The 24,227-nt window shown below is 41.6% G+C and carries 21 protein-coding genes; 8 read left to right on the top strand and 13 right to left on the bottom strand.

Translation table 11 applies throughout. The annotated features are described in order from the left end of the window. Positions 1–11: 11 nt before the first annotated feature. From murG to mraZ, 10 genes are read right to left on the bottom strand one after another with little or no spacing between them, the layout of a single operon-like run. A complete protein-coding gene (murG, locus tag SJY38_RS01530; protein WP_096740165.1) occupies positions 12–1,088 on the bottom strand; it encodes an undecaprenyldiphospho-muramoylpentapeptide beta-N-acetylglucosaminyltransferase in 1,077 nt (358 codons plus the stop codon). Continuing rightward, positions 1,085–2,260 (bottom strand): cell division protein FtsW, encoded by a 1,176-nt coding sequence (gene ftsW / locus SJY38_RS01525; RefSeq protein ID WP_004589415.1) that lies wholly within the window; start codon positions 2,258–2,260, stop codon positions 1,085–1,087. The genes murG and ftsW overlap by 4 nt, the downstream gene beginning before the upstream one ends. Continuing rightward, positions 2,257–3,591, bottom strand: a complete 1,335-nt coding sequence (gene murD / locus SJY38_RS01520; RefSeq protein WP_096740166.1) for a UDP-N-acetylmuramoyl-L-alanine--D-glutamate ligase — start codon at positions 3,589–3,591, stop codon at positions 2,257–2,259. Before murD ends, ftsW begins: the two co-directional genes overlap by 4 nt. Continuing rightward, positions 3,592–4,674 (bottom strand): phospho-N-acetylmuramoyl-pentapeptide-transferase, encoded by a 1,083-nt coding sequence (mraY, locus tag SJY38_RS01515; protein ID WP_004589413.1) that lies wholly within the window; start codon positions 4,672–4,674, stop codon positions 3,592–3,594. Beyond that, a complete protein-coding gene (murF, locus tag SJY38_RS01510) occupies positions 4,674–6,056 on the bottom strand; it encodes a UDP-N-acetylmuramoyl-tripeptide--D-alanyl-D-alanine ligase (protein ID WP_248443815.1) in 1,383 nt (460 codons plus the stop codon). Before murF ends, mraY begins: the two co-directional genes overlap by 1 nt. Further along, entirely contained in the window at positions 6,053–7,531 is a 1,479-nt protein-coding gene (gene murE / locus SJY38_RS01505; RefSeq protein ID WP_248443814.1) for a UDP-N-acetylmuramoyl-L-alanyl-D-glutamate--2,6-diaminopimelate ligase, read from the bottom strand. The genes murF and murE overlap by 4 nt, the downstream gene beginning before the upstream one ends. Beyond that, entirely contained in the window at positions 7,524–9,341 is a 1,818-nt protein-coding gene (locus SJY38_RS01500; RefSeq protein WP_024033305.1) for a penicillin-binding transpeptidase domain-containing protein, read from the bottom strand. Before SJY38_RS01500 ends, murE begins: the two co-directional genes overlap by 8 nt. Next, on the bottom strand, positions 9,338–9,664 hold the full coding sequence (gene ftsL, locus SJY38_RS01495) for a cell division protein FtsL (protein ID WP_024033306.1): 327 nt from the start codon (positions 9,662–9,664) through the stop codon (positions 9,338–9,340). Before ftsL ends, SJY38_RS01500 begins: the two co-directional genes overlap by 4 nt. Beyond that, positions 9,661–10,599: a 16S rRNA (cytosine(1402)-N(4))-methyltransferase RsmH gene (gene rsmH / locus SJY38_RS01490; protein WP_004589408.1), complete on the bottom strand. Its 939-nt coding sequence runs from the start codon at positions 10,597–10,599 to the stop codon at positions 9,661–9,663. Before rsmH ends, ftsL begins: the two co-directional genes overlap by 4 nt. Positions 10,600–10,627: 28 nt before the next feature. After that, positions 10,628–11,086: a division/cell wall cluster transcriptional repressor MraZ gene (gene mraZ / locus SJY38_RS01485; RefSeq protein ID WP_004589407.1), complete on the bottom strand. Its 459-nt coding sequence runs from the start codon at positions 11,084–11,086 to the stop codon at positions 10,628–10,630. Between the two features lie 768 nt (positions 11,087–11,854). Between mraZ and SJY38_RS01480 the strand changes: the two genes are divergently transcribed. From SJY38_RS01480 to SJY38_RS01470, 3 genes are read left to right on the top strand one after another with little or no spacing between them, the layout of a single operon-like run. Then, positions 11,855–12,193: a hypothetical protein gene (locus tag SJY38_RS01480; RefSeq protein WP_004589131.1), complete on the top strand. Its 339-nt coding sequence runs from the start codon at positions 11,855–11,857 to the stop codon at positions 12,191–12,193. Between the two features lie 6 nt (positions 12,194–12,199). Continuing rightward, the gene (locus tag SJY38_RS01475) at positions 12,200–12,646 is read left to right on the top strand and encodes a hypothetical protein (protein ID WP_055252737.1); all 447 of its coding nucleotides are present in this window, start codon (positions 12,200–12,202) and stop codon (positions 12,644–12,646) included. 10 nt (positions 12,647–12,656) lie between these two features. After that, on the top strand, positions 12,657–12,899 hold the full coding sequence (locus SJY38_RS01470; RefSeq protein ID WP_004589129.1) for a hypothetical protein: 243 nt from the start codon (positions 12,657–12,659) through the stop codon (positions 12,897–12,899). A gap of 70 nt (positions 12,900–12,969) precedes the next feature. Here SJY38_RS01470 and SJY38_RS01465 read toward each other — a convergent pair whose 3' ends face one another. Next, a complete protein-coding gene (locus SJY38_RS01465) occupies positions 12,970–13,950 on the bottom strand; it encodes a glutathione S-transferase family protein (RefSeq protein ID WP_282337760.1) in 981 nt (326 codons plus the stop codon). A 21-nt stretch (positions 13,951–13,971) separates the two neighbouring features. Further along, positions 13,972–14,814, bottom strand: coding sequence for a pirin family protein (locus SJY38_RS01460; protein ID WP_004589127.1), 843 nt, complete (start codon positions 14,812–14,814; stop codon positions 13,972–13,974). Between the two features lie 345 nt (positions 14,815–15,159). On the opposite strand from SJY38_RS01460, the gene SJY38_RS01455 reads away from it, so the two are divergent. Together SJY38_RS01455 and SJY38_RS01450 are read left to right on the top strand one after the other, a co-directional pair. Then, entirely contained in the window at positions 15,160–18,180 is a 3,021-nt protein-coding gene (locus SJY38_RS01455) for an EAL domain-containing protein (protein ID WP_377109169.1), read from the top strand. A 73-nt stretch (positions 18,181–18,253) separates the two neighbouring features. Beyond that, positions 18,254–19,144 carry a LysR family transcriptional regulator gene (locus SJY38_RS01450; protein ID WP_377109167.1) on the top strand — a complete coding sequence of 297 codons (891 nt, stop codon included), beginning with the start codon at positions 18,254–18,256 and terminating at the stop codon, positions 19,142–19,144. Here SJY38_RS01450 and SJY38_RS01445 read toward each other — a convergent pair. After that, positions 19,141–20,103 carry a YihY/virulence factor BrkB family protein gene (locus SJY38_RS01445; protein WP_004589124.1) on the bottom strand — a complete coding sequence of 321 codons (963 nt, stop codon included), beginning with the start codon at positions 20,101–20,103 and terminating at the stop codon, positions 19,141–19,143. The two genes, SJY38_RS01450 and SJY38_RS01445, sit on opposite strands and share 4 nt — an antisense overlap. Positions 20,104–20,234: 131 nt before the next feature. Here SJY38_RS01445 and SJY38_RS01440 point away from each other — a divergent pair, with 131 nt between their 5' ends. The 3 genes from SJY38_RS01440 (at position 20,235) to SJY38_RS01430 (ending at position 24,193) form a co-directional block, all read left to right on the top strand. Further along, complete coding sequence (locus SJY38_RS01440; RefSeq protein ID WP_377110192.1) at positions 20,235–21,305, top strand: mechanosensitive ion channel family protein; 1,071 nt, start codon at positions 20,235–20,237, stop codon at positions 21,303–21,305. A gap of 521 nt (positions 21,306–21,826) precedes the next feature. Then, a complete protein-coding gene (locus tag SJY38_RS01435) occupies positions 21,827–23,098 on the top strand; it encodes a dicarboxylate/amino acid:cation symporter (protein WP_004589122.1) in 1,272 nt (423 codons plus the stop codon). 33 nt (positions 23,099–23,131) lie between these two features. After that, complete coding sequence (locus SJY38_RS01430; RefSeq protein WP_273588637.1) at positions 23,132–24,193, top strand: putative porin; 1,062 nt, start codon at positions 23,132–23,134, stop codon at positions 24,191–24,193. The last annotated feature ends 34 nt before the right edge of the window (positions 24,194–24,227 follow it).

Below are 24,227 nucleotides of genomic sequence, written 5' to 3'. Positions count from 1 at the left end.
TTATCTTTCACTTATTTTCTCTTATTTGTTACTTGCTCACAGTGCGAGGCAACGCTTGCTGTGGCATCTAAAATGGCTTGCTGCTTAGCATTGCTGGCCATTTGTTTAATTAATATAGGCTTTGCCAAATACGGGTTTAATAGCTCAACTATTGAATCTTTATTAAACTGCGGCTGAGGCATTAAAAGCGCGCCATTTGCGGTTACTAAATATTTTGCGTTGGCGGTTTGATGATCGTCTACCGCATGTGGAAACGGCACAAACACAGCCATTTTACCCGCTGCGGCAATTTCACTAACAGTCAGTGCACCAGCACGGCAAATAACAATATCGGCCCACGCGTAGGCGGCGTCCATATCATCTATAAATTCAGCAACTTTTAGCTCTTCATCTGCAATGTTGTTTTTCGCATACGCGCTTTTCACGCCCTCAATATGGCCTTTACCTGTTTGGTGCCACACTTTAATTGGCGCTGTTTTAGCAAGTAAATTAAACGCCTCTGGCAGTGTTTGGTTAAGCACTTGTGCGCCTAGCGAGCCACCTACCACTAAAATATTAATAGGGCTTGAAACATCACGTTTAGCTACATTAGCAACGCTTGCACGAACTGGGTTACCGACTAATTCGGCTTGCCCTGGTGCAAAGGCGCTTGGAAACGCAGCAAGTACTCTGTTAGCAAATTTTGCCAACCACTTGTTGCTCATTCCTGCCACTGCATTTTGCTCATGAATCACCAGTGGAATGCCTAAACTTTTAGCGGCAATGCCGGTTGGCCCGGTTACATAGCCGCCCATAGCAAGCACTACATCAGGTTGCTGAGATTTCAATACCTTACGCGCCTGCAATATTGCATTAAGTACCATGAATGGGGCTTTAATAAGACGCTTTAAGCCATTACCGCGTACGCCCTTTACATTAATAAAATCAATTTCAATGTTATGCTTTGGTACAACATCCGCTTCCATTCTGTCTGGCGTGCCTATCCAGCTTACTTGCCAGCCTTGCTCTTTTAAATAATCGGCTACAGCAATACCTGGGAATATATGCCCACCTGTACCACCGGCCACAACTACTAATTTTTTACTCATCGCTTACCTCCGCGTGAGGTGGCTTGTTTGGTTGCCATTTTAGTTTCAAAATCAACACGCAATAAAATACCGGTGGCAATCGTCATTATTAATAAACTTGAACCACCATACGAAATAAACGGCAAGGTTAACCCTTTAGTCGGTAATAACCCCGCACTGGCGCCTACATTAACCATGGTTTGAAACGCAAACCAAATGCCAATAGCAAACGCAAAATAGCCTTCGTATTCTTTGCCACATTTTAAAGCTTGTTGGCCTATTAAAAGCGCCCTAAATACAAACACAGCCAACACACATAAAATACTTGCTACACCTACAAGGCCTAGCTCTTCACCTATAACGGCAAAAATAAAATCGTTATGTGCCTCGGGTAAATACTGTAACTTTTGCACGCTGTTACCTAACCCTTGGCCAAACCAGCCACCTTGGCTGTAGGCCATAAGCGACTGCACTAACTGATACCCTTTACCAAATGGGTCTTCCCAAGGGTCTAAAAAGCCCACCACTCGCGCCATTCTGTATGGCTCTACAATAATCAGTAATACAACAAGCCCTACGCCCGTTAAAATAAGTACAAAAAACTGCCATAACTTTGCGCCGGCCAAAAATAACAGCCCCACAGTTGTTACAAACATAACCACCACGGTTCCTAAATCGGGCTGCAGTAAAATAAGTAAGGCATATACCGCGAATACAGCGATAGGCTTAGCAAAGCCTTTAATATTTTCTTGTACTTCTTCGCGCTTTCTTACCAAGTAGCCTGCTATATAACTGAAAAAGTATAATTTAGCGGCCTCGGCCACCTGAAAACCAACAGGCCCAATGGGTATCCAACGCTTAGCGCCGTTGACTTCGCGGCCTATTATTAACACGGCAATAAGTAGCACCATACCAAGCAGCAACAAATACGGGTTTGAGCGTTTCCACCAATCCATAGGCACGCTGGCGGCAATCCAAAATAAAACAAATGCCATCGCTAAAAACATGCTGTGGCGAATGGTAATATGGTATGAGTTATCAAACAGCCTTTCGGCTGTGGGCATTGAGGCGCTGGTCACCATTATAAAACCCACCCCTATAAGCATTAACATGCAATAAAGCAGTGGCACATCGTAAAGCTGTGCTGAGGGTTTAGGGGTGAGTGTTTCTTTTAAATCGGCAAAGGCAATCATAATTGCCCTTCCATTACACATTGCACAAAGTCATCACCGCGTTGCATGTAGTTGTTATACATATCAATGCTGGCACAGGCAGGGGCAAGTAATACAATGTCACCGCGCTTGCTAAGTACTTTCGCGAGCGATACCGCCTCTTGCATTGTGTTTACCAAGTGCGATTTACTCGTTAAAGCAGCAAGCTCTGCTGCATCTTTACCAAAGCATACAAGCGCTTTTACATGACTTTTTATATATGGCTTTAACGCACTTAAATCAGCGCCTTTAGCATCACCACCGGCTATAACAATCAGGTTTTCGTGATCTGAGGCCAAACTATCTATTGCCGCTATAGTGGCGCCAACATTGGTGGCTTTAGAGTCGTTAAAGTATTGAACACCATGTTGCTCATCAACAAACTGGCAACGGTGCGCTAAACCATTAAATTGACAAAGCGCCGCTGCGTACTGTTCTTTGCTAATATCAAACGGGCTTAATAACGCCATAACCGCAAGTGTATTTAAGTAATTGTGCTTACCAACGACCGCAAGCGTGCTAACAGGTAAGTACGCCTCGCCTTTTACTATAAAGTGCAGCTCATTATTGCGCTCAGCTAAGTGGTAATCACCGTGGTCGGTGCCAAAGCTCATTTGCGGCGCTAAAGCGCGACTAATAGGCTTAGTTTGAATATCATCTGCGTTGGTTACTAAAAGCTCAGCATTGTTATAAATGCTTAATTTAGAGTCGATATAAGCTTGGTAGCTGTCGTAACGATCTAAATGATCTTCAGATATATTTAATACCGCTGCGCTTATTGGTTTTAAGCTTGAGCAGGTATCCAACTGAAAACTCGAAAGCTCCAGCACATACACGTCAAAATCATCACTTAGTAAATCCAATACCGCAGTGCCAATATTGCCACCTAATGCCACCTTATAACCTGCTGCTTTTAATACCTCGTAGGCTAAGGTAACAACGGTTGATTTACCATTAGAGCCTGTAACAGCAACAACCGGTTTTGTATTTATACGAGCAAACAGCTCTACATCACCAATTACTTCAACGCCTGACTCTATTGCTTGAGCAATTGCGGGAATTTTTAAGCTAAGCCCAGGGCTTATGATGATCATATCGGTTTTACAAAGCGCGGCGCTGGCTAAATCACCAAAATGCGTATTAAGCTCAGGAGCATGCTCGCTTAGCCAATCCATACCTGGTGGCGCAACCCGGCTATCAACGACCTTTGGTGCAAAACCATGAGATAATAAAAAACGCACAATGCCCAGACCGGTTACACCGAGTCCGAGCACTGTTATATGTTTGTTTTTTATCTCGTTTAAATACTGCATTTATCGAATCTTTAATGTCGCAAGGCCAGCAAGTACTAGCACAATTGAAATTATCCAAAAGCGCACAATAACACGTGGCTCTGGCCAACCTTTTAGCTCGTAATGATGATGAATCGGCGCCATTCTAAAAATGCGCTGTCCGCGTAATTTGTATGAGCCCACTTGTAAAATTACCGATAAAGCTTCCATTACAAACACACCGCCCATAATAATAAGCAGTAGCTCTTGGCGTACTAAAATAGCAATAATGCCCAGCGCGCCGCCAAGTGCCAGCGACCCTACATCACCCATAAACACTTGTGCTGGGTAAGTGTTAAACCATAAAAAGCCTAACCCAGCGCCAACAATAGCGGTACACACAACCACCAGCTCACTAGCAAGCGGTAAATGCGGGATATGTAAGTAAGCCGAAAAGTTAATATTACCGGTTAAATAAGCAATTATCGCCAGTGCAGCAGCCACTAAAATAGTCGGCACAATCGCCAGGCCATCTAAGCCATCAGTCAGATTTACCGCGTTTGAAGTGCCTACTAATGCAAAGTAAGTAATTACAATGTAAAACAAGCCTAATTGTGGCAATACATCTTTAAAAAATGGCACAACAAGTGAGGTTTCTGACGCTTGTGTACTCGTTGCATACAGTGCAGTTGCCACCACTAGAGCAATAACCGATTGCCAAAAATACTTCCATTTAGCAATTAACCCTTTAGGGTCTTTACGTATTACTTTGCGGTAGTCATCTATAAAGCCCACTAAACCTAATGAGCCAATTACAAATAAGGTTGCCCATACGTATTTGTTTGATAAATCAGCCCATAATAAGGTGCTGGTAAATATGGCGCCTAAAATAAGTAAGCCTCCCATAGTAGGAGTGCCTTTTTTAGATAAGTGAGATTCTGGGCCATCATCTCGCACTACTTGGCCAATTTGCATTTTTTGTAACGAACGAATGAGCTTAGGGCCAAAATAAAGCGACATCATTAACGCTGTTAATATGCCTAAAATGGCACGTAGGGTTAAATACGAAAAAACATTAAAGCCACTGTAATATTGGGTTAAATACTCTGCCAGCCAAACTAACATTATGATACTCCATTGATGGCTTGTTGCTGGCCATTTACTAAATCGGTTACTAATAATTCCATGCGAGAACTGCGCGATCCTTTCACCACAAGCGTGGTTTTATTGTTTGTGTTATTAAGACTGGTTTGAATTTGCTTGAGCATCTCTTCTCGGTTAGAAAAATGACGGTTTGGCTTATCAAATACATCGCTTGCGTATTTACTTAACACACCCAGCGTATACAGCTCATCAATGCCTTGTTGTTTTGCGTATTCGCCTACTTCTTGATGATAAGTTCTGGCTTGCTCACCAAGCTCTCCCATATCGCCCAGTGCTAAAATACGGTGCCCTTGAATATCACTTAATAAATCAATTGCTGCTTTTACCGACTTAACATTTGCATTGTAGGTATCATCAATAACAGTCAGTGAATCAGTTACTTTTATTAAATTTACCCGCCCCTTCACATCGCCCATGGTGGCAAGTGCGGTGGCTATCTCTTCAAGTGATACATCAAACTCGCTGGTTAAAGCCGCGGCAATAAGCGCATTGCTCACGTTGTGCTTACCAGGAAGAGCAAGCGTTACTGGTACTTTTTGATCTTGTGTACACAATAAAAAGCTCGCGCGAGCGTTTTCGTCTAGGCTGATATTTTCAGCCCAAATATCAAGTTTTTCAGTACTTGAAAAACACTTAACAGTGCGCCCTTTTAATTTATCAAGCCAGTATTGGCTAAATTCGCTATCGCAGTTAACAATGGCAACGCCATCGTCTTTTAGGCCATCAAAAATCTCACCTTTTGCCTTAGCAACTCCCATTAGGCTACCAAAGCCTTCTAAATGCGCAGCGGCCACATTACACACCACAGCTACATCGGGTTTTGCCATGGCGGTAGTGTAAGCAATTTCGCCTAAATGATTAGCGCCAAGCTCTATAACAGCAAAACGGTGCTGCGGCTCTAAACGTAATAGCGTAAGTGGTACGCCAATATCGTTATTAAAATTACCTTTTGTAGCAAGCACATCTCCGTGCACCGATAAAATAGCAGCGCACATTTCTTTTACCGTTGTTTTACCCACGCTGCCCGTAATGGCAATGGTTTTAGGGTTAACCTGCGCCATAACCGCCGCACCTATATTACCTAATGCAATACGGGTATCGCTAACAACAAACTGCACAATATCTACATCTACTTTATGCTGAACAATAACGCCAATAGCGCCTTTTTGTTTAGCGTCAGCAATAAATTTATGGCCATCAAAATTAGGCCCTTTTAAAGCTAAAAACACCTCACCGTCGCAAATGCTGCGGGTATCGGTATTAATATTTACTACATTGAGATTATCACCTTGATAATCGGTTGCTAACACATTTGCCAGCCAATCAAAGTCCATTGGGATCATTGAGTTATCCCTCTTACTGCTTTTTTTAGTTGTTCTTTTACATAACTGCGATCGCAAAAGTCGATACGTTGATCGCCAATAATTTGGTAATCCTCGTGGCCTTTGCCGGCAATTAAAATAACGTCATCCGCATTTGCATTTTCTATTGCATAGCGAATGGCTTTTGCTCTGTCAGCCTCTAAATGGGCTTTTTCAGGCTGCGATAAACCCGCTGCCACATCTGCCAAAATAGCATCTGGGTTTTCTGAACGCGGATTGTCGCTGGTAACAATAACCTTATCTGCATTTTGCTCTGCTGCTTGCGCCATTAAGGCACGCTTGCCTTTATCTCTGTCGCCGCCACAACCGAAAACACAACTAACCCCACCAGGCACATGCTTTTGCAATGCTTGTAAAGCCAGAGCAAGTGCATCTGGCGTATGGGCGTAATCAACAACGCACGTGGGTAAATTAACTTCGCTAAACGCTTGCATACGCCCAGCAACGGGTTGCAAATGCGCGCATCCGGCGGCTAACTGCTCAAGCGGATAACCTAGCCCCAACAATGTTGCCAGTGCCGCAGTTAAATTATATAAGTTAAACTCACCAAATAGAGGCGATGTTACGCTAATATCACCCCAACTTGTGCTCAATTGCGCCGAAATGCCATTTTTAGAATACTCAACATCAGAAAAATACACATATTGTGCATTTTTAGGCGCTAAATTTTTACGACCATAACAAATAAGATTATTAAAACTGTATTTTTCAAGCCATTGCTCTGCTTGCCCATCGTCTTGATTAAGCACCACTAACTGTGGGTCAAAATCGCGAAACAGCATAAGCTTAGCGTCGCCATAACTTGTCATATCGCCATGGTAATCAAGGTGATCGCGCGATAAATTAGTAAATACCGCCGCTTTAAATTGGCATTGTGCCACACGTTGTTGCACTAACCCGTGCGATGAAACCTCCATCGCCACAAGCTTTTTATGCTGCTGTTTTAAGTCATGCAATATGTGCTGCAAGTCAACAGCCGAAGGCGTGGTATTAATAAGTGGCGTAAGTGTATCAGGGTGGCCGTAACCTAATGTGCCTATAATGGCCGAAGGGGTACTACAAAACTGCGCTAAATGCGCCATCATAGCCGTTGTTGTAGATTTACCATTAGTGCCCGTTACACCAATTAAATCGAGAGATTGGCTTGGATTTTCATAAAATTGACTCGCCAGTTCTGGGAGTTTTTTATCAAGCTCGGTTACTAAATACAGTGGCTCAAAAGTAACATCAAATTCGCACAGCCTATCGGCAATAATGGCTGTAGCGCCGTTTTCAATTGCTTTGGCAATAAACTGTCCGCCATCAAGCGCATGGCCTTTTATAGCCACAAATACATCGCCAGGGGTTACATCACGGCTATCAAGGCGTAAATCTTTAACTAGCTGCGAAGGTGCATCTATGTCGATGTATTTTAAAATAGCCTTTAAATCACGCATCGTTATCTTTACCTTTTACGTAAGCCACTTCTTCCTTATCAGGGGCTACGTTTAATATTCTTAATGCGTTAGAGACGATTTCTGCAAATGCAGGGCCTGCGGTGGCACCTCCATAGTACACATCGCCACCGGGCTCATTTATCATCACTACCACAGCCAAGCGTGGATTACTTGCCGGTGCTACACCTGCAAAATAACCTACGTATTCATCACCGTAACCACCAGCAACCGCCTTTTTAGAAGTACCGGTTTTGCCTGCCGCACGGTAGCCATCTACTTTTATGTTTCGGGCTGTACCGTCTTTTTCAAACACGCTTTCCATCATGTGAACAACGGCTTCTACGTCTTTTTGTTTAAAAATACGCTCGCCTTCTGGCACACCGTCTTGCTTTAAAATCGTTAACGGACGATTAATCCCACCGGCACCTAACATGGTGTAAAAGCGGGCCATTTGCGCCGTACTTACCGAAATAGCATAACCAAACGATAACGTGGCAATTTCAAAGTCAGACCAGCGGCGGTTTGGATAAAATAAACCACTACTTTCGCCAACCATGCCTGTGCCGGTATCGCTACCAAAGCCCACTTTTTGATATAAGCCAACTAAGTAATCTTTAGGTACTTGCTGCGTTACCTTCGCCACGCCCATGTTTGATGAATACTTTAAAATTTCGCGAAGCGTCATTTCACCGTGGTTACGGGTATCTTTTACTAAACTGCCGCCTAAACGCATCCAACCTGGGTAGGTATCAATGGTGTCGTCGGCTTTAATTGCGCCGTAGTCTAGCCCAGCTAAAATGGCTAGTGGCTTAACGGTTGAGCCTGGTTCAAACAAATCGGTAATTGCGCGGTTACGGCGTTTATGTGGTTGTGCATCGTTCAAATTATTTGGATTAAATGATGGGCTATTTACCATGGCCAAAACTTCACCGGTTTTAACATCAACCACCATGGCCGACCCCGATGTCGCTTTATATGTGAGTACAGCAGATTTTACTGCTTTATAAGCAATTGCTTGGATACGTTGATCAATACTCAGCTGAATGTTTTCAGGCTCTACACGCTCACGCTCATCTAATACTTCAACTTCGCGGCCTTGGGCATCTTTACGAATAGTGCGACGGCCTTCTTCGCCTGTTAAGGCATTTTCGTAGAGTTTTTCAATGCCTTCTATGCCTTTTCCATCAATGTTTGTAAAACCAATAATGTGGGCCGTTACCTCTCCTGCAGGGTAATAACGTTTAGACTCATCTAACAAATGAATACCAGGTAAGCGTAATTGGCTAATGTAGTTGGCAACCGCCGGTGTAACTTGGCGCTTTAAATACACAAAACGACGGGTGGGATCATTTAATAAACGCGAATTTATTTTTTTAGGATCGATACGTAATACATCTGCCAGCTCACGCCAACGCAGATCATTTTCATAATAAACAGAAGTACGCTTATCAAGCTCAGCGGCATTTTCTGCAAGCGTTTTATGATCTTCACCGTTTTTACGTGCTTGTTTTATAACTTTGGCAACAAGTGACTTATGTAATGCTTTAGGATCGGCATACACACTGACTACAGGCACACTTACAGCAAGCTCTTTGCCTTGACGATCGAAGATCATACCGCGTTGTACATGTAGTTTTTCTACACGAACGGTGCGTTTATCGCTTTCTGAACGGGCTTTATCTGGCTCAATAACTTGTAAATAGGCAGCACGCGACACCAGTGTTACAAACACTAAAAACACCACAGTGCACACCAACATAAAGCGCCATGTGATTAAGTTATTGACCTGTTTTTTGCCGCGATTTCTCATTGTATTATTATTACCTGTTCATCCTGACTGGTAGGGCGCTTCATTTGAAGCTGCGTGGTAGCAACTTCTTCAATGCGCGCATGCTGCGAATAAAACTCTTCTTCTACAAGTAAATAACGCCATTCAAGGTCGAGCTCATCTCGCTCTTGTAGCAGCGTATCTTGCTTAATTAGCTGCGCGCGAGCCGAGTGCGTAACCTGTACTACTGCAAAGCTTGAAGCGAATATCACAACCAACAAGGCCGAGGTTAGCTTGTTAGCTCCTAGGCCTTTTAATATTTCTAAAAATAAATTGGGTTGGCGATGATTCGCTTTAGTGTTCATCCAAGCCTCTGTGCAATCCTAAGTACTGAGCTGCGAGAGCGTGGATTACGCTCAATTTCTTCAGCACTTGGTTTAATAGCTTTACCCACTGCTTTTAACGTCAGGTTTTTATTTATTTGTGCGTCGGTTAAAGGCAGACCTCTGGGTATCGCTTCTCCCTTACTCTGTTTTCTAATAAATTGCTTCACTATCCTGTCTTCAAGTGAATGAAACGAAATAACCACTAAACGTCCACCTGGCTTTAATACTTTTACAGCGGCTTGCAGTGCGGTTTGAATTTCTTCCAGTTCACTGTTTATGTAAATTCTGATTGCCTGAAATGTACGTGTGGCTGGGTGTTTAAATTTATCTTTTACGGGCACCGCTTCATCGACTAAATCGGCAAGTTGCTTGGTTGTGGTAATTGGCGTGTGCTCTCTTACCTCTAGTACTTTGTGGGCAATACGCTTACCAAATTTTTCTTCACCGTAGGTTTTAATTACATGGGTAATGTCTTCAAGCTCAGCTTCGGCTAGCCACTGCGCTGCACTGCGCCCACTTGTTGGGTCCATGCGCATATCAAGAGGGCCGTCTTTCATAAAGCTAAAGCCACGCTCTGCGTCATCAAGCTGGGGTGAGGACACGCCAATATCTAATAAAATGCCATCAACTTTACCTAACAGATCGTTTTGCTCTGCAACATCGTATAAGTTAGAAAAGCGGGTGTGAGCTATAGCAAAGCGTGCGTCATCGGCAAATTTTTCAGCCGATTTTATTGCTTGTGGGTCTTGATCAATGGCCTGTAAACGCCCTTGCTCACCAAGTCGAGCAAGTATTTGACCTGAGTGTCCGCCACGTCCAAAAGTACCATCCATGTATATGCCGTCTGGCTTAATTGCAAGAGCATCGATGGTTTCGTCCATTAATACGGATACGTGTTCAAATTGCGCAGTCATTAGCTTGTGTTTGCCTTTTTTAGTGCCGTTAGAGTGTGAAATTATCTAAATCTTGGTTTGCTTCAAAATCGCCGAGCCTTTCCAACTCAGTGTCTTGGCGCATTTGTTCGTGCCAACGCGCTTCATCCCAAATTTCAAATTTATTCATTAAACCAACTAGCATGATCTTTTTGCCAAGTTCTGCGTGGCTACGCAATGAAGGCGCCAGCAAAATTCGACCATTTTTATCAAGTTGATACTCTGTGGCATTACCTAACAACATACGTTGCATTCGGCGAGCGCGTGGATTCATATTAGAGATTTTAGATAAGCGGCTTTCTATTTCTTGCCACTGTGCAAGAGGATACAACCATAAACACGGCTCGTTTAGCGCAATGGTACATATTACCGTTCCTTGATCTTCAGACAGCAAAGCGTCTCGGTACTTAGTCGGTACCGCAAAACGTCCTTTATCATCCAAGCTCAGTGAACTAGCGCCACGAAACATAAAAAGCCTACTTTTAAATTGTGTAATCGAGTTTCGATTAATTTGATCCAGTTAGATCCACTAAAAACCACTTTTTACCACAGTGCTCCAGTTTAGGGCTTGACAAGCCTTTTTGTCAAGTAAGCTGACCAGCTTTAACGTCTCGCTAAGCTAGAAAAAATAAGGCTTTACGCAAAGCGATTGAATTACGTGGGAAAAAGTGGAGGTAGTAGATAAAATTTTTTTTAAGCGATACTAATAACGTTTGGTTTACATAATTTGCTTACTGAATAATCAATGAATAATTACAAAAAAATGAATCTAGGGCCTGTTGACCTTTAAGGATTATAATTTGTTCAATCTAGGGGGTATTTAATCGCGGCGTGAGGTTTGTAACCTAGTGGGCTAAGTAAAAACCGAGTAACAAAGAGTAAATGCCCCCTAGGCAGAACCCTTCGGGCAGCGCCTGTTTGACATTTATACATCGTTATCGCCTATTTATGGGGAATAACCACACTACATAGGCTCTACCTTGCCTAAATCCCAAACAGACTGCTGCAAATTAAATCTCGAAAGGTAAACAGGCCCTAGGTTTATAGGCATGTAAAATTTACTTAGCACAGCAGCAATACTTACTTCATACTGCTTTTTATTTAATCTTACGCACCCTACCTTAAATATATAAAATTAATAAAATCAATTGGTTATATTATTTTTAATGGTTGGTTTAATCGTTGCATCTGCTATAGCACCAGTTAAATTTTTTATTTTATTTATTAAGGATTGATTATGGCTACTGCAACAAATACAAAACCGAATACTGAAACAAACATGAAACCTGATCTTAAACAAAAAGAGAGTGAGGCACCGTTGACTGAAAAAGCAACGTCTGTAGCACACGATGCAGTAGATGCACTTTCAAGCAAGGCATCAGTTGCTGAGTCAAGCGTACGTAAAGGCGCTTCAAGCTCTGCAGAAGCACTAAGCGAAAAACAACTTATTGCTCGTGAAAAACTAACTGAGTGCAGCGCAAAAACGCGTGCTTTTGCCTCAGAAAATCCGCTAGCAACAGCGGGTATTGCTTTTGCGGCGGGTATGCTTGTAACGTCACTATTTCGTCGTAAGTAATAAATAATGAGTAGCTCACAAACAACAGCAACCACGGACGGTAATGCTCAAAATCAAACAACAGATGACCCTAGCCAAAAGGATGATTGGCAGGATCATATAGCAAAGATCATTGAATACTCTAACCAGCTCAAGGAGGATTATAAAACGCAAGGAAAGCTTACCCACCAACTTGCAAAAGCTGAGTGGAAGCTGTCGTTACGATCAATGGCGTTGATCACTATATTTTTAGGATGTTTTGCCAGTGGTTTGATTTTGTTGTGGGCCGGCTTACTAGGTGCAATTGGCTACGGTGTATATGATTTATTTGGCTCGGTTTGGCTTAGCTTTGCTACTGCTGCACTCGCGCAAATAATTTGTTTAATTTGGCTTTGGCGAAATACCGTATACCTAAGCAATAAAATTGGCTTTAGTAAAACGATTAAAAGTGTGAAGCAACTTTTAAATCTATAAGGAAATAACCATGCTCGTTAATTTTCTAATTAAAGAACCCAATGAGAACGTTGACACGTTAAATAAGCAAATGGATTTACAGCATGCATTAAAGCGCCAGCACCATGCAGCAATAAAGTACCGCTTTAAGCGCTTTGCAGCCACCAAGGTAGGATTGGCATCAGCCTTTTTAGCCGGAGCAACGGTTCAAGCTGGCAAAAGCGAAACGAGCTTTGTGCGAAAATACGGCTGGCTGGTAAAGTTATTTGCATAGCAGCAATTGCATTTATAAAAGCTTTTTTAAAAGTGCAATTGCCGCTTACTTTAATGCCTTCTAATACCTCTTAGCCCAACTCGTCTCTATTATGGTTTTGGCTAAAGTTTAACGCCGGCCCTTTTGGTATAATTTGCGTTGGGTTGATCATTGTGTGGCTAAAATAGTAATGCCGCTTAATATGCTCAAGGTTAACCGTACTGGCTACTCCCTCTATTTGGTATAACTCACGTACATAGTTACTCAGCGCTGGGTAGCTTTCAATGGTGCGTAAATTACACTTAAAATGCCCTACATACACGCTATCGAACCGAATGAGTGTGGTAAATAAACGCCAATCCGCTTCAGTTAATGTGCTCCCCATCAGGTAGCGATTTTTACTTAGTATGCCCTCTACTTTATCAAGTGCTTTAAATAACGCAGTAAATGCATCTTCGTATGCTGTTTGTGTGGTTGCAAAACCCGCTTTATATACCCCATTATTAATATTGGTATAAACAAGGTCGTTAATTTCATCAATATCAGCTTGTAGTGATTGTGGGTAATAGTCATCCGTATTATTCGTAATTTCATTAAATGCGGTATTAAACATACGAATAATATCTGCAGATTCATTACTAACAATTTTATTTTGCTGCTTATCCCAAAGCACAGGCACAGTTACTCGCCCACTGTAATTTTCATCGTGCTTAGTATAAATTTGATGTAAGTATTCACTATTAAATAAATCATCGCCGCTACTGAGGTTATCTTTATCAAAGCTCCACCCCTTATCTAACATATCTGGGCTGACTACCGATACGCTAATAATATCACTTAGGCCTTTTAGCTGTCTGAATATAAGTGTGCGGTGCGCCCACGGGCACGCTAAGGCAACATATAAGTGGTAGCGATTTGCTTGCGCCTTAAACCCACCACTTCCTGTAGGACCAGGGCTGCCATCTTTTGTGATCCAATTACGAAGCTGCGCTGCTTCGCGTTTAAATTTACCATTATTCGAGTCGGTGTCGTACCATTTGTCTTGCCATTGGCCATCAACTAATAAACCCATAATAACCTCCTCATTTAACTATTAAATGTTGCCAAATTCACCGTTTTGATAATCACGCACCGCTTGTTTAATTTCCTCTTGCGTGGTCATTACAAATGGGCCCATATGTGCAATAGGTTGCTCAAGTGGGTCACCCGCTAAAATAAGTATCCCCGCCCCCTTTTGTGAAGATATATCAATGTCACTGTTTTCACTTAATATAAGCAACTTGCCAGCATTAAATGTTTGCTCGTCACCTGTAATAAGCTCACCTGTATGAACATAAATCATCACTTTACGTTGTTTAAGCCCTGCTAACTGCATGCGTGTATTAACGGGGAGAGTAACATTGGCCAGTGCAGCATTGGCCGCTAAGCTTTGCAAACTCGACGTTAACGTACAATCTTCAAACTGCCAATTACCCGCAAGTGCGCTAAAGCTCACGCCGTGCTTGTTAGTGACTTCAGGCGCTGGATTTTGTGTAGTATCTTGATAACGTGGCGCACGCATTTTTTCGCCACTGGGCATATTGATCCAAATTTGAAAGCCATGCAGCCCCTCTTTTGCATCTGTTAGTGGCATTTCACTGTGCATTACGCCTCTACCTGTACTCATCCATTGTACATCACCAGATCGGATCGCTTTTTTGTTACCCATTTGATCTTGGTGTTCAAAGCCACCTTTAATAATGTACGTAAAGGTTTCAATGCCGCGATGAGGGTGCGGTGGAAAGCCACCAATATAGTCACTTTCATTGTTAGACTTTAGCTCATCAATCATTAAAAAAGGGTCGAGATATTTGCCATCAAAACCAGGTATTCGACTTATGTTTACACCATCACCATCTTGGGTGGCGTAAGCAGTTAACACTTTTGCTATGTTCATATTTAAAATACTGTAGTAGATTAATTAATGAGCTTATTAAAGCATTCATAAAACAATACGACTATGTCTTTAAATCGAGCAAAACATTCTATTTTTTAGAAAGTTGAGTGCTTATTTTGATAATTCGTTTATTTGGCATAATAAGCTTCATGATTAAAAACACAGACTTAAGCTGATTTCTAATAACTTTTTAGTGCAACCCTATATTTTGTATGGTTATTTTTGGCTTTTATGTCTACAATCACTTTTTAGGGACGCAGAGCTTAAGGAAAACTTATTTTTACTTCATCGCTTAAAAGTCAGCTGTATAGGCTACTCATCCTACTTAGCATTCCCGGCGCCGCTGTGACGGTATTTACGCTATGGTATGAGCGTGATGCTGCCATAGAAAAAAGTGAAGAAAGAATAGTAAATATCGCTAAGCAATTGACACAACATCAAAAAATCATGGTTGATGATGTTAAACGTATTACTATTTATTTAGCCGATAAAACTGCAAAAAATGAAACACTCCCCACAACTTGCCCTAACTATTTTTATGAAATAAAAGCCCTTCACCAGAATATTGCAAATATAGGTATTGTTGATAAAAACGGCGACCTACAATGCGTGACAAATGGTCGTAGTAAAAATATTAATATTAGCGATCGTACTTATTTTCAAAATGCCATTAGTAATAAAAGTTTTTCGGTGGGGTATTTTCAATACGACCGAAGTATTCAAGCGCAAAGTGTCAATTTTGCCTACCCAATTATAGATAGTAATAACCAATTAAAAGGCACACTAGTTACCGTTATTGCATTGAATTGGTGGAATATCGCCTTAAGCGAAGCAAAATTACCTAACAATGCCAAGGCCGTTATTGCCGACTCTAACGGCTTAATACTGGCCAACTACCCTAATCAACCACGTAATTTAGGCCAAAAAATTACCGACATAGATTTACTTCACGATAAAAGCTCGTTAACCGTGTTTAAAAATGCAGAAGGCGAAAACCAGGTTTTTCATCGCTCAGTTATATACGAAGACGACCATGATAATAATTTAGATATTTATATAGCCGTTTCGGTTGAAGACTTTATTAATACAGTTAATAAAAACTTTGCTAAAACTATTTTTGCGTTTTTATCGGCTATTGCCTTGTTGGTGTTGCTCGCTAGGCGCTTAATTAAACAAAGTATATTTAAGCCTATCGCTAATTTAACCAAAGCCACAGATGAACTGGCAAATGGCACTATGCCAAAACATATTAAAAAGCCTAACAGCCCAGAGCTGCGTGCGCTTTATGACCGTTTTGCTGTTATGGCACAAACCCGGTTATCTGCAGAGGCTAAATTAAAAAATAAGCACAACGAGTTAATGAGCTTATTAAATGCTTTACCCGATACCTACATACGTATAAATGCCCAAGGCAAAATCCTTTATATTGGCGGCTATATTAGCCCTGTGCTAAACGTTGAGACAGGCAAAGTTTTAAAATTAGTTGATGTACTCTCTGAGGCCAACGCAGAGTTACTGCTTTCTCAATTAGGTACTTTAGAGGGTTCACAAACCATTGAGTTTACATTGTTTAAAAAATCTAAAGAGCACTTTTTTGAGGCAAGAACCAATGCACTCACTAATAATGAATACATTATTGTTCTTAGGGATATAAGCCAGAAAAAGGTCAACGAAAAAGCACTTCATTTAGCGTCGCTTGTTTACAGTAATAGTAGTGAAGGGATGATGATTACAGACCCCGACGGCATTATTTATGACGTAAACCCTGCGTTTTGCGAAACAACCCAATACAGCAAAGAAGAAGCGATAGGTAAAACCAGCCGTATTTTAGCATCTGGCAAACATTCAAAAGCTTTTTATGAAAAAATGTGGGCAGAGCTCAGAGAAACTGGCCGTTGGCAGGGTGAGATAATTAATCGTAAAAAAAATGGCGACACCTATACCGAGTTTCTGATCATAGATACCGTTTACGATGATAAAAACATGCCTACTCGCCGGGTGGCCATTTTTACCGACCTAACAGAAAAAAAACAAGCCGATGAAACCATATGGCGAAAAACTCACTTCGACCACTTAACTGATTTACCAAATAGGCTTGAGCTTAAAGAGCGTTTAAATAAGCGTTTTGAAGAAGTAACAGGCGACAAATGCGAACTTGTTGTGATGCTGCTCGATATTGATCACTTTAAAGATATTAATGACACGTTAGGCCATCATTATGGCGATAATCTACTTAAGTTAGTTTCTCAACGGATAATTCAAGCTGCAATAAACGCCAGTTTTGTCGCGCGTATTGGCGGTGATGAGTTTGTGATTGTATACGACCATGTTAAAAGCAGTCGCCATATAAACCAAATTGCCAGCAATATATTGCAAAGCCTTTCATCAAGTATACAGCTTGAAGACGAGGAGCTATTTATTAGCGCTAGTATCGGCATTGCATGCGCACCTAGCGATGGCCAAAGTACAGAGCTGCTATTAAAAGCTGCCGACCAAGCCATGTATAAAGCTAAAAATAACGGCCGTAATGGGTTTGAGTTTTTTTCAAAAGATATGCGTATTCATGCACAAGCGCGTATGCAGCTATTAAAAGATTTACGCTCCGCCATAGAGCTTGAACAATTTGAGCTATTTTATCAGCCTATTGTGGCATTAAACGATTTGCACATTCATAAAGCCGAAGGGCTTATTCGCTGGCACCACCCTAAAAAGGGGTTAGTCTCGCCGGCGACGTTTATACCGCTTGCTGAGGAAACTAGGCAAATAAATGCGCTGGGCCAATTTGTATTTACACAAGCAATACACACCCTAAAAGAAATAAACACCACCATGGGGGAGCAATTTCAAATTAGTATAAATGTCTCTCCTGTGCAGTTATCAACAATCGATAGCGGAATTGACGATTGGTGTGAGATTTTAAAAGCAGCCAAACTACCCGCCTCCTCTATTGTGGCTGAGATCACAGAAGGCCTTATGGTTAACCCAGAGCCACTAACTCAAAGTCGCTTAAAAACATTAGTCCAGTCAGGTGTGCAATTAGCGCTAGATGACTTTGGCACCGGCTATTCATCGCTCGCGTACTTGCAAGAAATGGATACCGATTACCTAAAAATAGATAAACGCTTTATTGATAATATTAAAGCAGGGAGCCAAGAGCTTGCTTTATGTGAAGCCATTATTGTAATGGCCCACCAGCTTGGCCTAAAAGTTATTGCCGAAGGGATTGAAACGCAGCAACAAATGCAACTACTACTAAAAGCAGGATGCGACTACGGGCAAGGTTATTTGTTTTCAAAGCCAGTGCCTAAAAAAGAGTTTATGACGCTGCTGAGCAGCAAAAAAATGGTAATTGCCAATAATAAATAAGTAGTTACGCAATAAATAGAGTGCCTACACGGTCAGGTAGTTTAATCAATAGTAAGTAGTAACAAGGTTTAAAATGGCAAAGGCAACACTCGAGCAATGGAGAATGTTTAAAGCTGTTGTAGAGCATGGTGGATTTGCCGGTGCTAGCAGCGCGGTATTTAAAAGCCAATCAACCGTGCACCATGCAGTGCAAAAGTTAGAGTCGGCACTGCAAGTAAAATTGCTTGAAGTAAAAGGCCGTAAAGCGTATTTAACCGAAAACGGTAAGCTTATATTGCGCCGCGCCGAATTTTTAATAGATGAAGCCAGCAAAATAGAATCGGTTGCTAATACGTTAAGCGAAGGTATTGAAAGCACATTAAAAATAGCAGTAGATGAAGTGTTTCCGCAGCATTTATTGTACCAAGCGCTAAGCCATATTAATGAGCAATACCCACTGGTAAAAATAGAACTGATAGAAAGCGTACTTAACGGCGCAAACGAATTACTTACCAATGCAGTGGTCGACTTAGCAATTACCTCTATTGCACTTTATGGCATTAATTGCCATAGCTTGTGCGAGATAGAATTTATTGCCGTTGCGCACCCTGATCACCCCTTACACCAGCGCACTGAACCACTGACCTACAGAGAGCTTAAATTACACAGGCAAATAGTTGTTCGCGATTCGGCCACCCACACCAACCACGACGACGGCTGGCTTGGGGCAGATATGCGCTGGACAGTGAGTCACTTACGTAACTCTATTGATATGGTTAGCCAAAACTTTGGTTATGCATGGCTGCCTAGTGCACAAATTAAACCTTATCTTAAAAACAACACACTTAAGCCCCTTAATTTAGAGCAAGGTACAACCCGCTCCTTAAAGCTTTATTTAATGTGCACCGACAATGACCGTTTAGGCCCCGTTGGCCAAGCATTTACTCAGCATCTCATAAGCTTGTGTAATAATGAGCCCGGCTAAGAGTTTGTCGGCTCATCTACATCAAGGTGATCAGCAACATAGGCGCCGCGTTTACCGCGTTCTTTAGCGGGGCCTTTGGTACTATCTTTCGCTGTTTGTTGTTCGGTTGCCGCATTTATTACCGCCCCAAGCGTAATAATATAGGCACTTATATAGAGCCACATTAGCATAATCACTACCCCGCCTAACGAACCATACGTTTCGTTGTAGCTTGCAAAGTGAGACACATAAAACGAAAAACCAATTGAGGCTAAAATCCATAATACAGTCGCAATACACGAGCCAAGTGTGATCCAGCGCCATTTAGCGGGTTTTCGGTGTGGTGCATAGCGATACAAAAGCACCAATGCAAAATTAAACATAAAGGCGAGTAATGGCCACGATATTAACTTTATAAGTAAGTCTATACTTTCTTTTAAGCCCACTAAATTAAGTACTATGGGTAAAATACCTATAATTAGCAAAGCAAAAATAGCCACTAAAATAGCCCCTACCGAAAATAAAAAACGTACTAACTGAGCATGAAAAAAAGAGCGTTTTTCGTATTCATGATAACTAATGTTACAGGCAGTAATAAGCGCTTGGCTGCCTTTAGAGCTACTCCAAATAGTAAGAATAAGTGTACCAATTGCACTTAAGCTTAAACTGGCGTTAGAGGTTTGAGCCAAGCTCGAGACCTGAGATAAAATTAAATCGCTCGTGCTTTGCGGTAATAAGGTAACTATTTTACTTAAGTGTTCACTAATATCGGTGGGCGATGAAAAGTACGCATACACAGAAACCATTGCAGCAATAGCAGGAAAAATAGCAAGTAAGGCATAAAACGCAACGCCCGCTGCAACCAGCGATAAGTTATCTTGGCTCATTTGCTTAAAAATACGTTTGGCTATGTCCCACCAACCAATAACCGGAATGTGCACTGGCTGCTCGGCATGTTGTCCCCGTTTAGGTTTGCTCATTGTTTGCTCCTTTTTAGCCTATTATCGAGCAAAAAGTTTGCCAAGCTGTGCTTTTGGCATTGGTATTAAACTTGCTGCTTGCTAGATTATTTAAAATACCAAGGTAATACGCCATGAACAGCCTTATAACTATGCTAATTGCAGTGAACACCACGGCTGTGAATGCCTTAAACACCCCAGAAAGCGTGCTCAGTTGGCAGTATTTATACGCCCAAAGTTTGCAATTACTTCACGCAACAGCGCAAATATTACCCACTCTTTTATTAGGTTTTATACTTTTAACTATTAGCTACTTTGTCGCCAGTCCTTTGTCTAAGCTGTTAGTAAAACCGCTCATTTATATGACCGACAGTAAACTTGTGCACTTAGTGGCCAAACGCGGGATTAGCATTTTAATTTTATTGCTGGGCGTGTATTTATTTTTACGTTTAGCAGGACTTACCGAATTTGCTATTGCCATTATGAGCGGTACCGGATTAATAGGCTTAATATTGGGCTTTGCCTTTAGAGACATAGCAGAGAACTTCATTGCTAGCTTACTGTTGAGCGTTCAACGGCCATTTAAAATAGACGATGTAATAGAAGTCGATGGCCGCTTAGGTGTGGTTAAAAAGGTCACCGCTCGCGCAACCACCTTAGTTGATTACGATGGCAACCATATACAAATACCTAACGCCACGGTTTATAAAAATACCATTAAAAACCTAACTGCAAATCCAAAAATGCGTGCCAAGGTGGTGATTGGCATAGGTTACGATAACGATATTCGTTACTGCCAAACACTCGCCCTTGAAATTGCAAACAAGCAAACGGGTGTGATTACTGAGCCACCAGCACAAGTACTGATCAATAATTTAGGCAGCTCAACAATTAACTTTAATCTGTTTTTTTGGGTTAACAGCGAGCAACATAGTCCGTTAAAAGTGGCCTCGCAGTTAATGCGTGAGCTAGTAACCGAATTTACAGCGCAAAACATCAGTATGCCAGATGATGCCCGCGAGCGTATTTTACTCAGTGCACCTGATGAGAGTGATACACAAAATCCCACCAACAAAGCTGAGCAACCTTTAACTACTCAGCAAAGCTCTAAGCAGCTGCAGCAGCAAAATGAAACGGTTGATGATGTAAGTAGTGATACCGACGAAATTCGTGATCAAGCCGAAAAATCACGGGATCCTGAACAGGGTAAAAATATTATCTAAGTTAAACGTATAAGAAAAAATAAAACCACATACAGCCAGTTTACAACTTAATAATGTTTTAAACCCTAAAAAATCAAAAAATATGATTAATTAATGCATTAAATATAACTTTTGTTATATCAATAATAAAAGTTATACAACTATCAACTCATTGATTTTAAATGAGTTATTTATAAACCATCATTTAAGCCGCCTTTAACCCGCCTTTCATTATTAATAATTATTCAAAAAGTTATATTAACAAACCACCAACCAAAAACAATAAAACCGATAATATTCAATACGTTATTAACAAAGCCGTGCTTGGCATTATTAATGCAATAACAATAATCTAACAACTTTAGAGCTTAATTATGCACGTGTACAAACACCCCCTATCTAAAAAGGCTAACGAAAGCTTGTCCATATCATTGCAAGCCCCTTGTGCGGCCTGTGCACGTGCCGGTGCAATATGCGCGTTAACGCCCTAAGCAAAAGTTAAATAGCTCCCACTAAATATTATAAATAATTGGAATAACACTATGACCAGTACAACAAGTATTAATAACAACGAGCCTAAAAAAATGGCGCTCTGGCTAAAAATACTCATAGGTATGATAGCGGGTATTATTGCCGGCATGCTGTTAGGCAATAATGCTGAATATATAAAGCCAATTGGCCAGCTATTTATTAGCGCCATTAAAATGTTAATTGTACCGCTTATATTTTGCTCATTAATTGTTGGTGTTACCTCAATGAAAGACACCACTAAAATGGGGCGTATTGGTGTTAAGTCAATCGTATTTTATTTAGCCACCACCGCAGTAGCCATTTCGATTGGTTTGGGTCTTGGGTTGTTGTTTGAACCTGGCGCAGGCTTAAATATGGTTGCAACCACAGTGGCTGATGCTAAACCAAGCCCTACCTTAGTAGACACCATTGTAGGTTTAGTACCAAAAAACCCAGTGGGCTCATTAGCCTCAGGTAATATTTTACAAATTATTGTGTTTGCGTTGAGCTTAGGCATTGCTTTAAACCTAATTGGTGAAAAAGGCGAACCCGCTAGCAAAATGTTTGAAAGCCTAGCCGATGCAATGTACAAATTAACGGAGCTTGTAATGAAGCTGGCGCCATATGGTGTATTTGCATTAATGGCTTGGGTATCTGGCAAGTACGGACTGGATGTATTACTGCCACTTATAAAAGTAATTGGCTTAGTGTACCTAGGCTGCATTATTCACGTTTTAGTGTTAGGTGGCGGCTTTGTAGGCTTACTAGGCAAGCTTAATCCACAGCGTTTTTATAAAGGTATTATTGAAGCGCAAATTATTGCTTTTACCACCACAAGTAGCTCAGGTACTTTACCTGCCAGCATTAAATGCGCCACCCAAAACTTAGGTGTATCGCGTACTGTATCAAGCTTTGTACTGCCAGTAGGCGCCACTATTAACATGGATGGCACCGCTTTATACCAAGGCGTATTAGCACTGTTTATTGCCCAAGCCTTTGGTATTGACCTCACCACAACAGATTACTTAACCATTATAGCTACAGCTACTTTAGCCTCTGTAGGCACCGCTGGTGTACCCGGTGCAGGCCTTATTATGCTTTCGCTAGTACTGACCACCGTTGGCTTACCACTTGAAGGCATTGCAATAGTTGCCGGTATTGACCGAATTTTAGATATGGCGCGCACTACCATAAATGTAACTGGCGATTTAATGGTTACTTTATTAATTGGCAAAAGCGAAGGCGAGCTTGACGAAACCCTTTACAACCAAGATAACACAGCGGCTCAACCCGCTAAGCAATAACCCTCGATTTAGTAATTTTATAGAGAACAAACCATGACTAGTAAACTTATCTATTTACCCGTTGCATTAGGTGTTATTGCCTTAGCTAAGCCTGCCCACGCAGATATTACAATTGAAGGTTTAAATGGCCTTGAAGCCGTTAAGCTATTTGGCGATATGCGTATGCGCTTTGAGCGCACCGAAGGCGATACAATTGACTCAACAAGCCGCGCCCGTTTGCGTGCCCGATTTGGTATTAAATACGCAGCTACCGAGAACTGGTCTGCGCAAATGCGCTTTAGAACAACCTCAAGCCAACACGATTCAACCCATCAAACTTTTGGTATCACCGATACCAGCGATAACGATGACTTTGGTTTAGACCGCGCCTTTATGAAGTACACAGGGCTTAGTAACACCCAAGTATATATTGGTAAGGCGGCACCCGTTTATATGCATTCATCAGAGCTGCTTTTTCGTGACGATATAGCGCTAGAAGGTGTACAAGCTAACTGGAGTAACAATACGTTTAGCGTTAATGCGGGGCATATTATTCTTGAAGAAAACGTCGATAATGGCGAAGGCAAGCGCGATGCTAGCTGGCAACAGCTACAAGGTGTATATGCTACAAGTTTTAATAACATTAACGTTAAAGCCGGTATTGGCGGAATTTTTGTTAGCGCCTCAGATACGGCCTATGCCAGTGCTGAGTCGGGTCTTGATGATGACCAAGCAGGCAATGTAATGACCTACAACCTTGATGTACGTTATGGCGCAGTGCGCTTTGCAGCCGATTACTACACAAGTGAAGCCGATAGCGAAAATACAGCGTTTACTGTGCATGCTCGTTATCAAATTAATAAACAGTTTGGCCTGCGTTTTTACGTGCTACGTACCGAAGCCTATGCATTGCCTATGAACGGCGCGTTTACGCAAACTAATACTCCGGGTTCTTATACCAATATTAAAGGCACACGCGTACAGCTAGATTACAAAATTGCAGAGAACCTAAATGCCGATTTAAGATGGTTTAGCGTGGATAATATTAATAACGATATACCCACTAACAACAATGGCCGCGATCGCATTCAAGTAAACCTAAACATGAAGTTTTAGTACTAAGGCATGTTGACCAATCGTGATTAAAATT

The organism is Pseudoalteromonas sp. R86517, assembly GCF_042466295.1.
Classification (GTDB): domain Bacteria; phylum Pseudomonadota; class Gammaproteobacteria; order Enterobacterales; family Alteromonadaceae; genus Pseudoalteromonas; species Pseudoalteromonas atlantica.
Note: the sequence above shows the minus strand (reverse complement) of the source record. Positions and strands in the feature narration are given on the sequence as shown.

Bases quoted from the DNA above. Each gene is read 5' to 3' on its own strand.
- murG (WP_096740165.1), bottom strand. From the start codon at position 1,088: ATGAGTAAAAAATTAGTAGTTGTGGCCGGTGGTACAGGTGGGCATATA.
- ftsW (WP_004589415.1), bottom strand. From the start codon at position 2,260: ATGATTGCCTTTGCCGATTTAAAAGAAACACTCACCCCTAAACCCTCA.
- murD (WP_096740166.1), bottom strand. From the start codon at position 3,591: ATGCAGTATTTAAACGAGATAAAAAACAAACATATAACAGTGCTCGGA.
- mraY (WP_004589413.1), bottom strand. From the start codon at position 4,674: ATGTTAGTTTGGCTGGCAGAGTATTTAACCCAATATTACAGTGGCTTT.
- murF (WP_248443815.1), bottom strand. From the start codon at position 6,056: ATGATCCCAATGGACTTTGATTGGCTGGCAAATGTGTTAGCAACCGAT.
- murE (WP_248443814.1), bottom strand. From the start codon at position 7,531: ATGCGTGATTTAAAGGCTATTTTAAAATACATCGACATAGATGCACCT.
- SJY38_RS01500 (WP_024033305.1), bottom strand. From the start codon at position 9,341: ATGAGAAATCGCGGCAAAAAACAGGTCAATAACTTAATCACATGGCGC.
- ftsL (WP_024033306.1), bottom strand. From the start codon at position 9,664: ATGAACACTAAAGCGAATCATCGCCAACCCAATTTATTTTTAGAAATA.
- rsmH (WP_004589408.1), bottom strand. From the start codon at position 10,599: ATGACTGCGCAATTTGAACACGTATCCGTATTAATGGACGAAACCATC.
- mraZ (WP_004589407.1), bottom strand. From the start codon at position 11,086: ATGTTTCGTGGCGCTAGTTCACTGAGCTTGGATGATAAAGGACGTTTT.
- SJY38_RS01480 (WP_004589131.1), top strand. From the start codon at position 11,855: ATGGCTACTGCAACAAATACAAAACCGAATACTGAAACAAACATGAAA.
- SJY38_RS01475 (WP_055252737.1), top strand. From the start codon at position 12,200: ATGAGTAGCTCACAAACAACAGCAACCACGGACGGTAATGCTCAAAAT.
- SJY38_RS01470 (WP_004589129.1), top strand. From the start codon at position 12,657: ATGCTCGTTAATTTTCTAATTAAAGAACCCAATGAGAACGTTGACACG.
- SJY38_RS01465 (WP_282337760.1), bottom strand. From the start codon at position 13,950: ATGGGTTTATTAGTTGATGGCCAATGGCAAGACAAATGGTACGACACC.
- SJY38_RS01460 (WP_004589127.1), bottom strand. From the start codon at position 14,814: ATGAACATAGCAAAAGTGTTAACTGCTTACGCCACCCAAGATGGTGAT.
- SJY38_RS01450 (WP_377109167.1), top strand. From the start codon at position 18,254: ATGGCAAAGGCAACACTCGAGCAATGGAGAATGTTTAAAGCTGTTGTA.
- SJY38_RS01445 (WP_004589124.1), bottom strand. From the start codon at position 20,103: ATGAGCAAACCTAAACGGGGACAACATGCCGAGCAGCCAGTGCACATT.
- SJY38_RS01440 (WP_377110192.1), top strand. From the start codon at position 20,235: ATGCTAATTGCAGTGAACACCACGGCTGTGAATGCCTTAAACACCCCA.
- SJY38_RS01435 (WP_004589122.1), top strand. From the start codon at position 21,827: ATGACCAGTACAACAAGTATTAATAACAACGAGCCTAAAAAAATGGCG.
- SJY38_RS01430 (WP_273588637.1), top strand. From the start codon at position 23,132: ATGACTAGTAAACTTATCTATTTACCCGTTGCATTAGGTGTTATTGCC.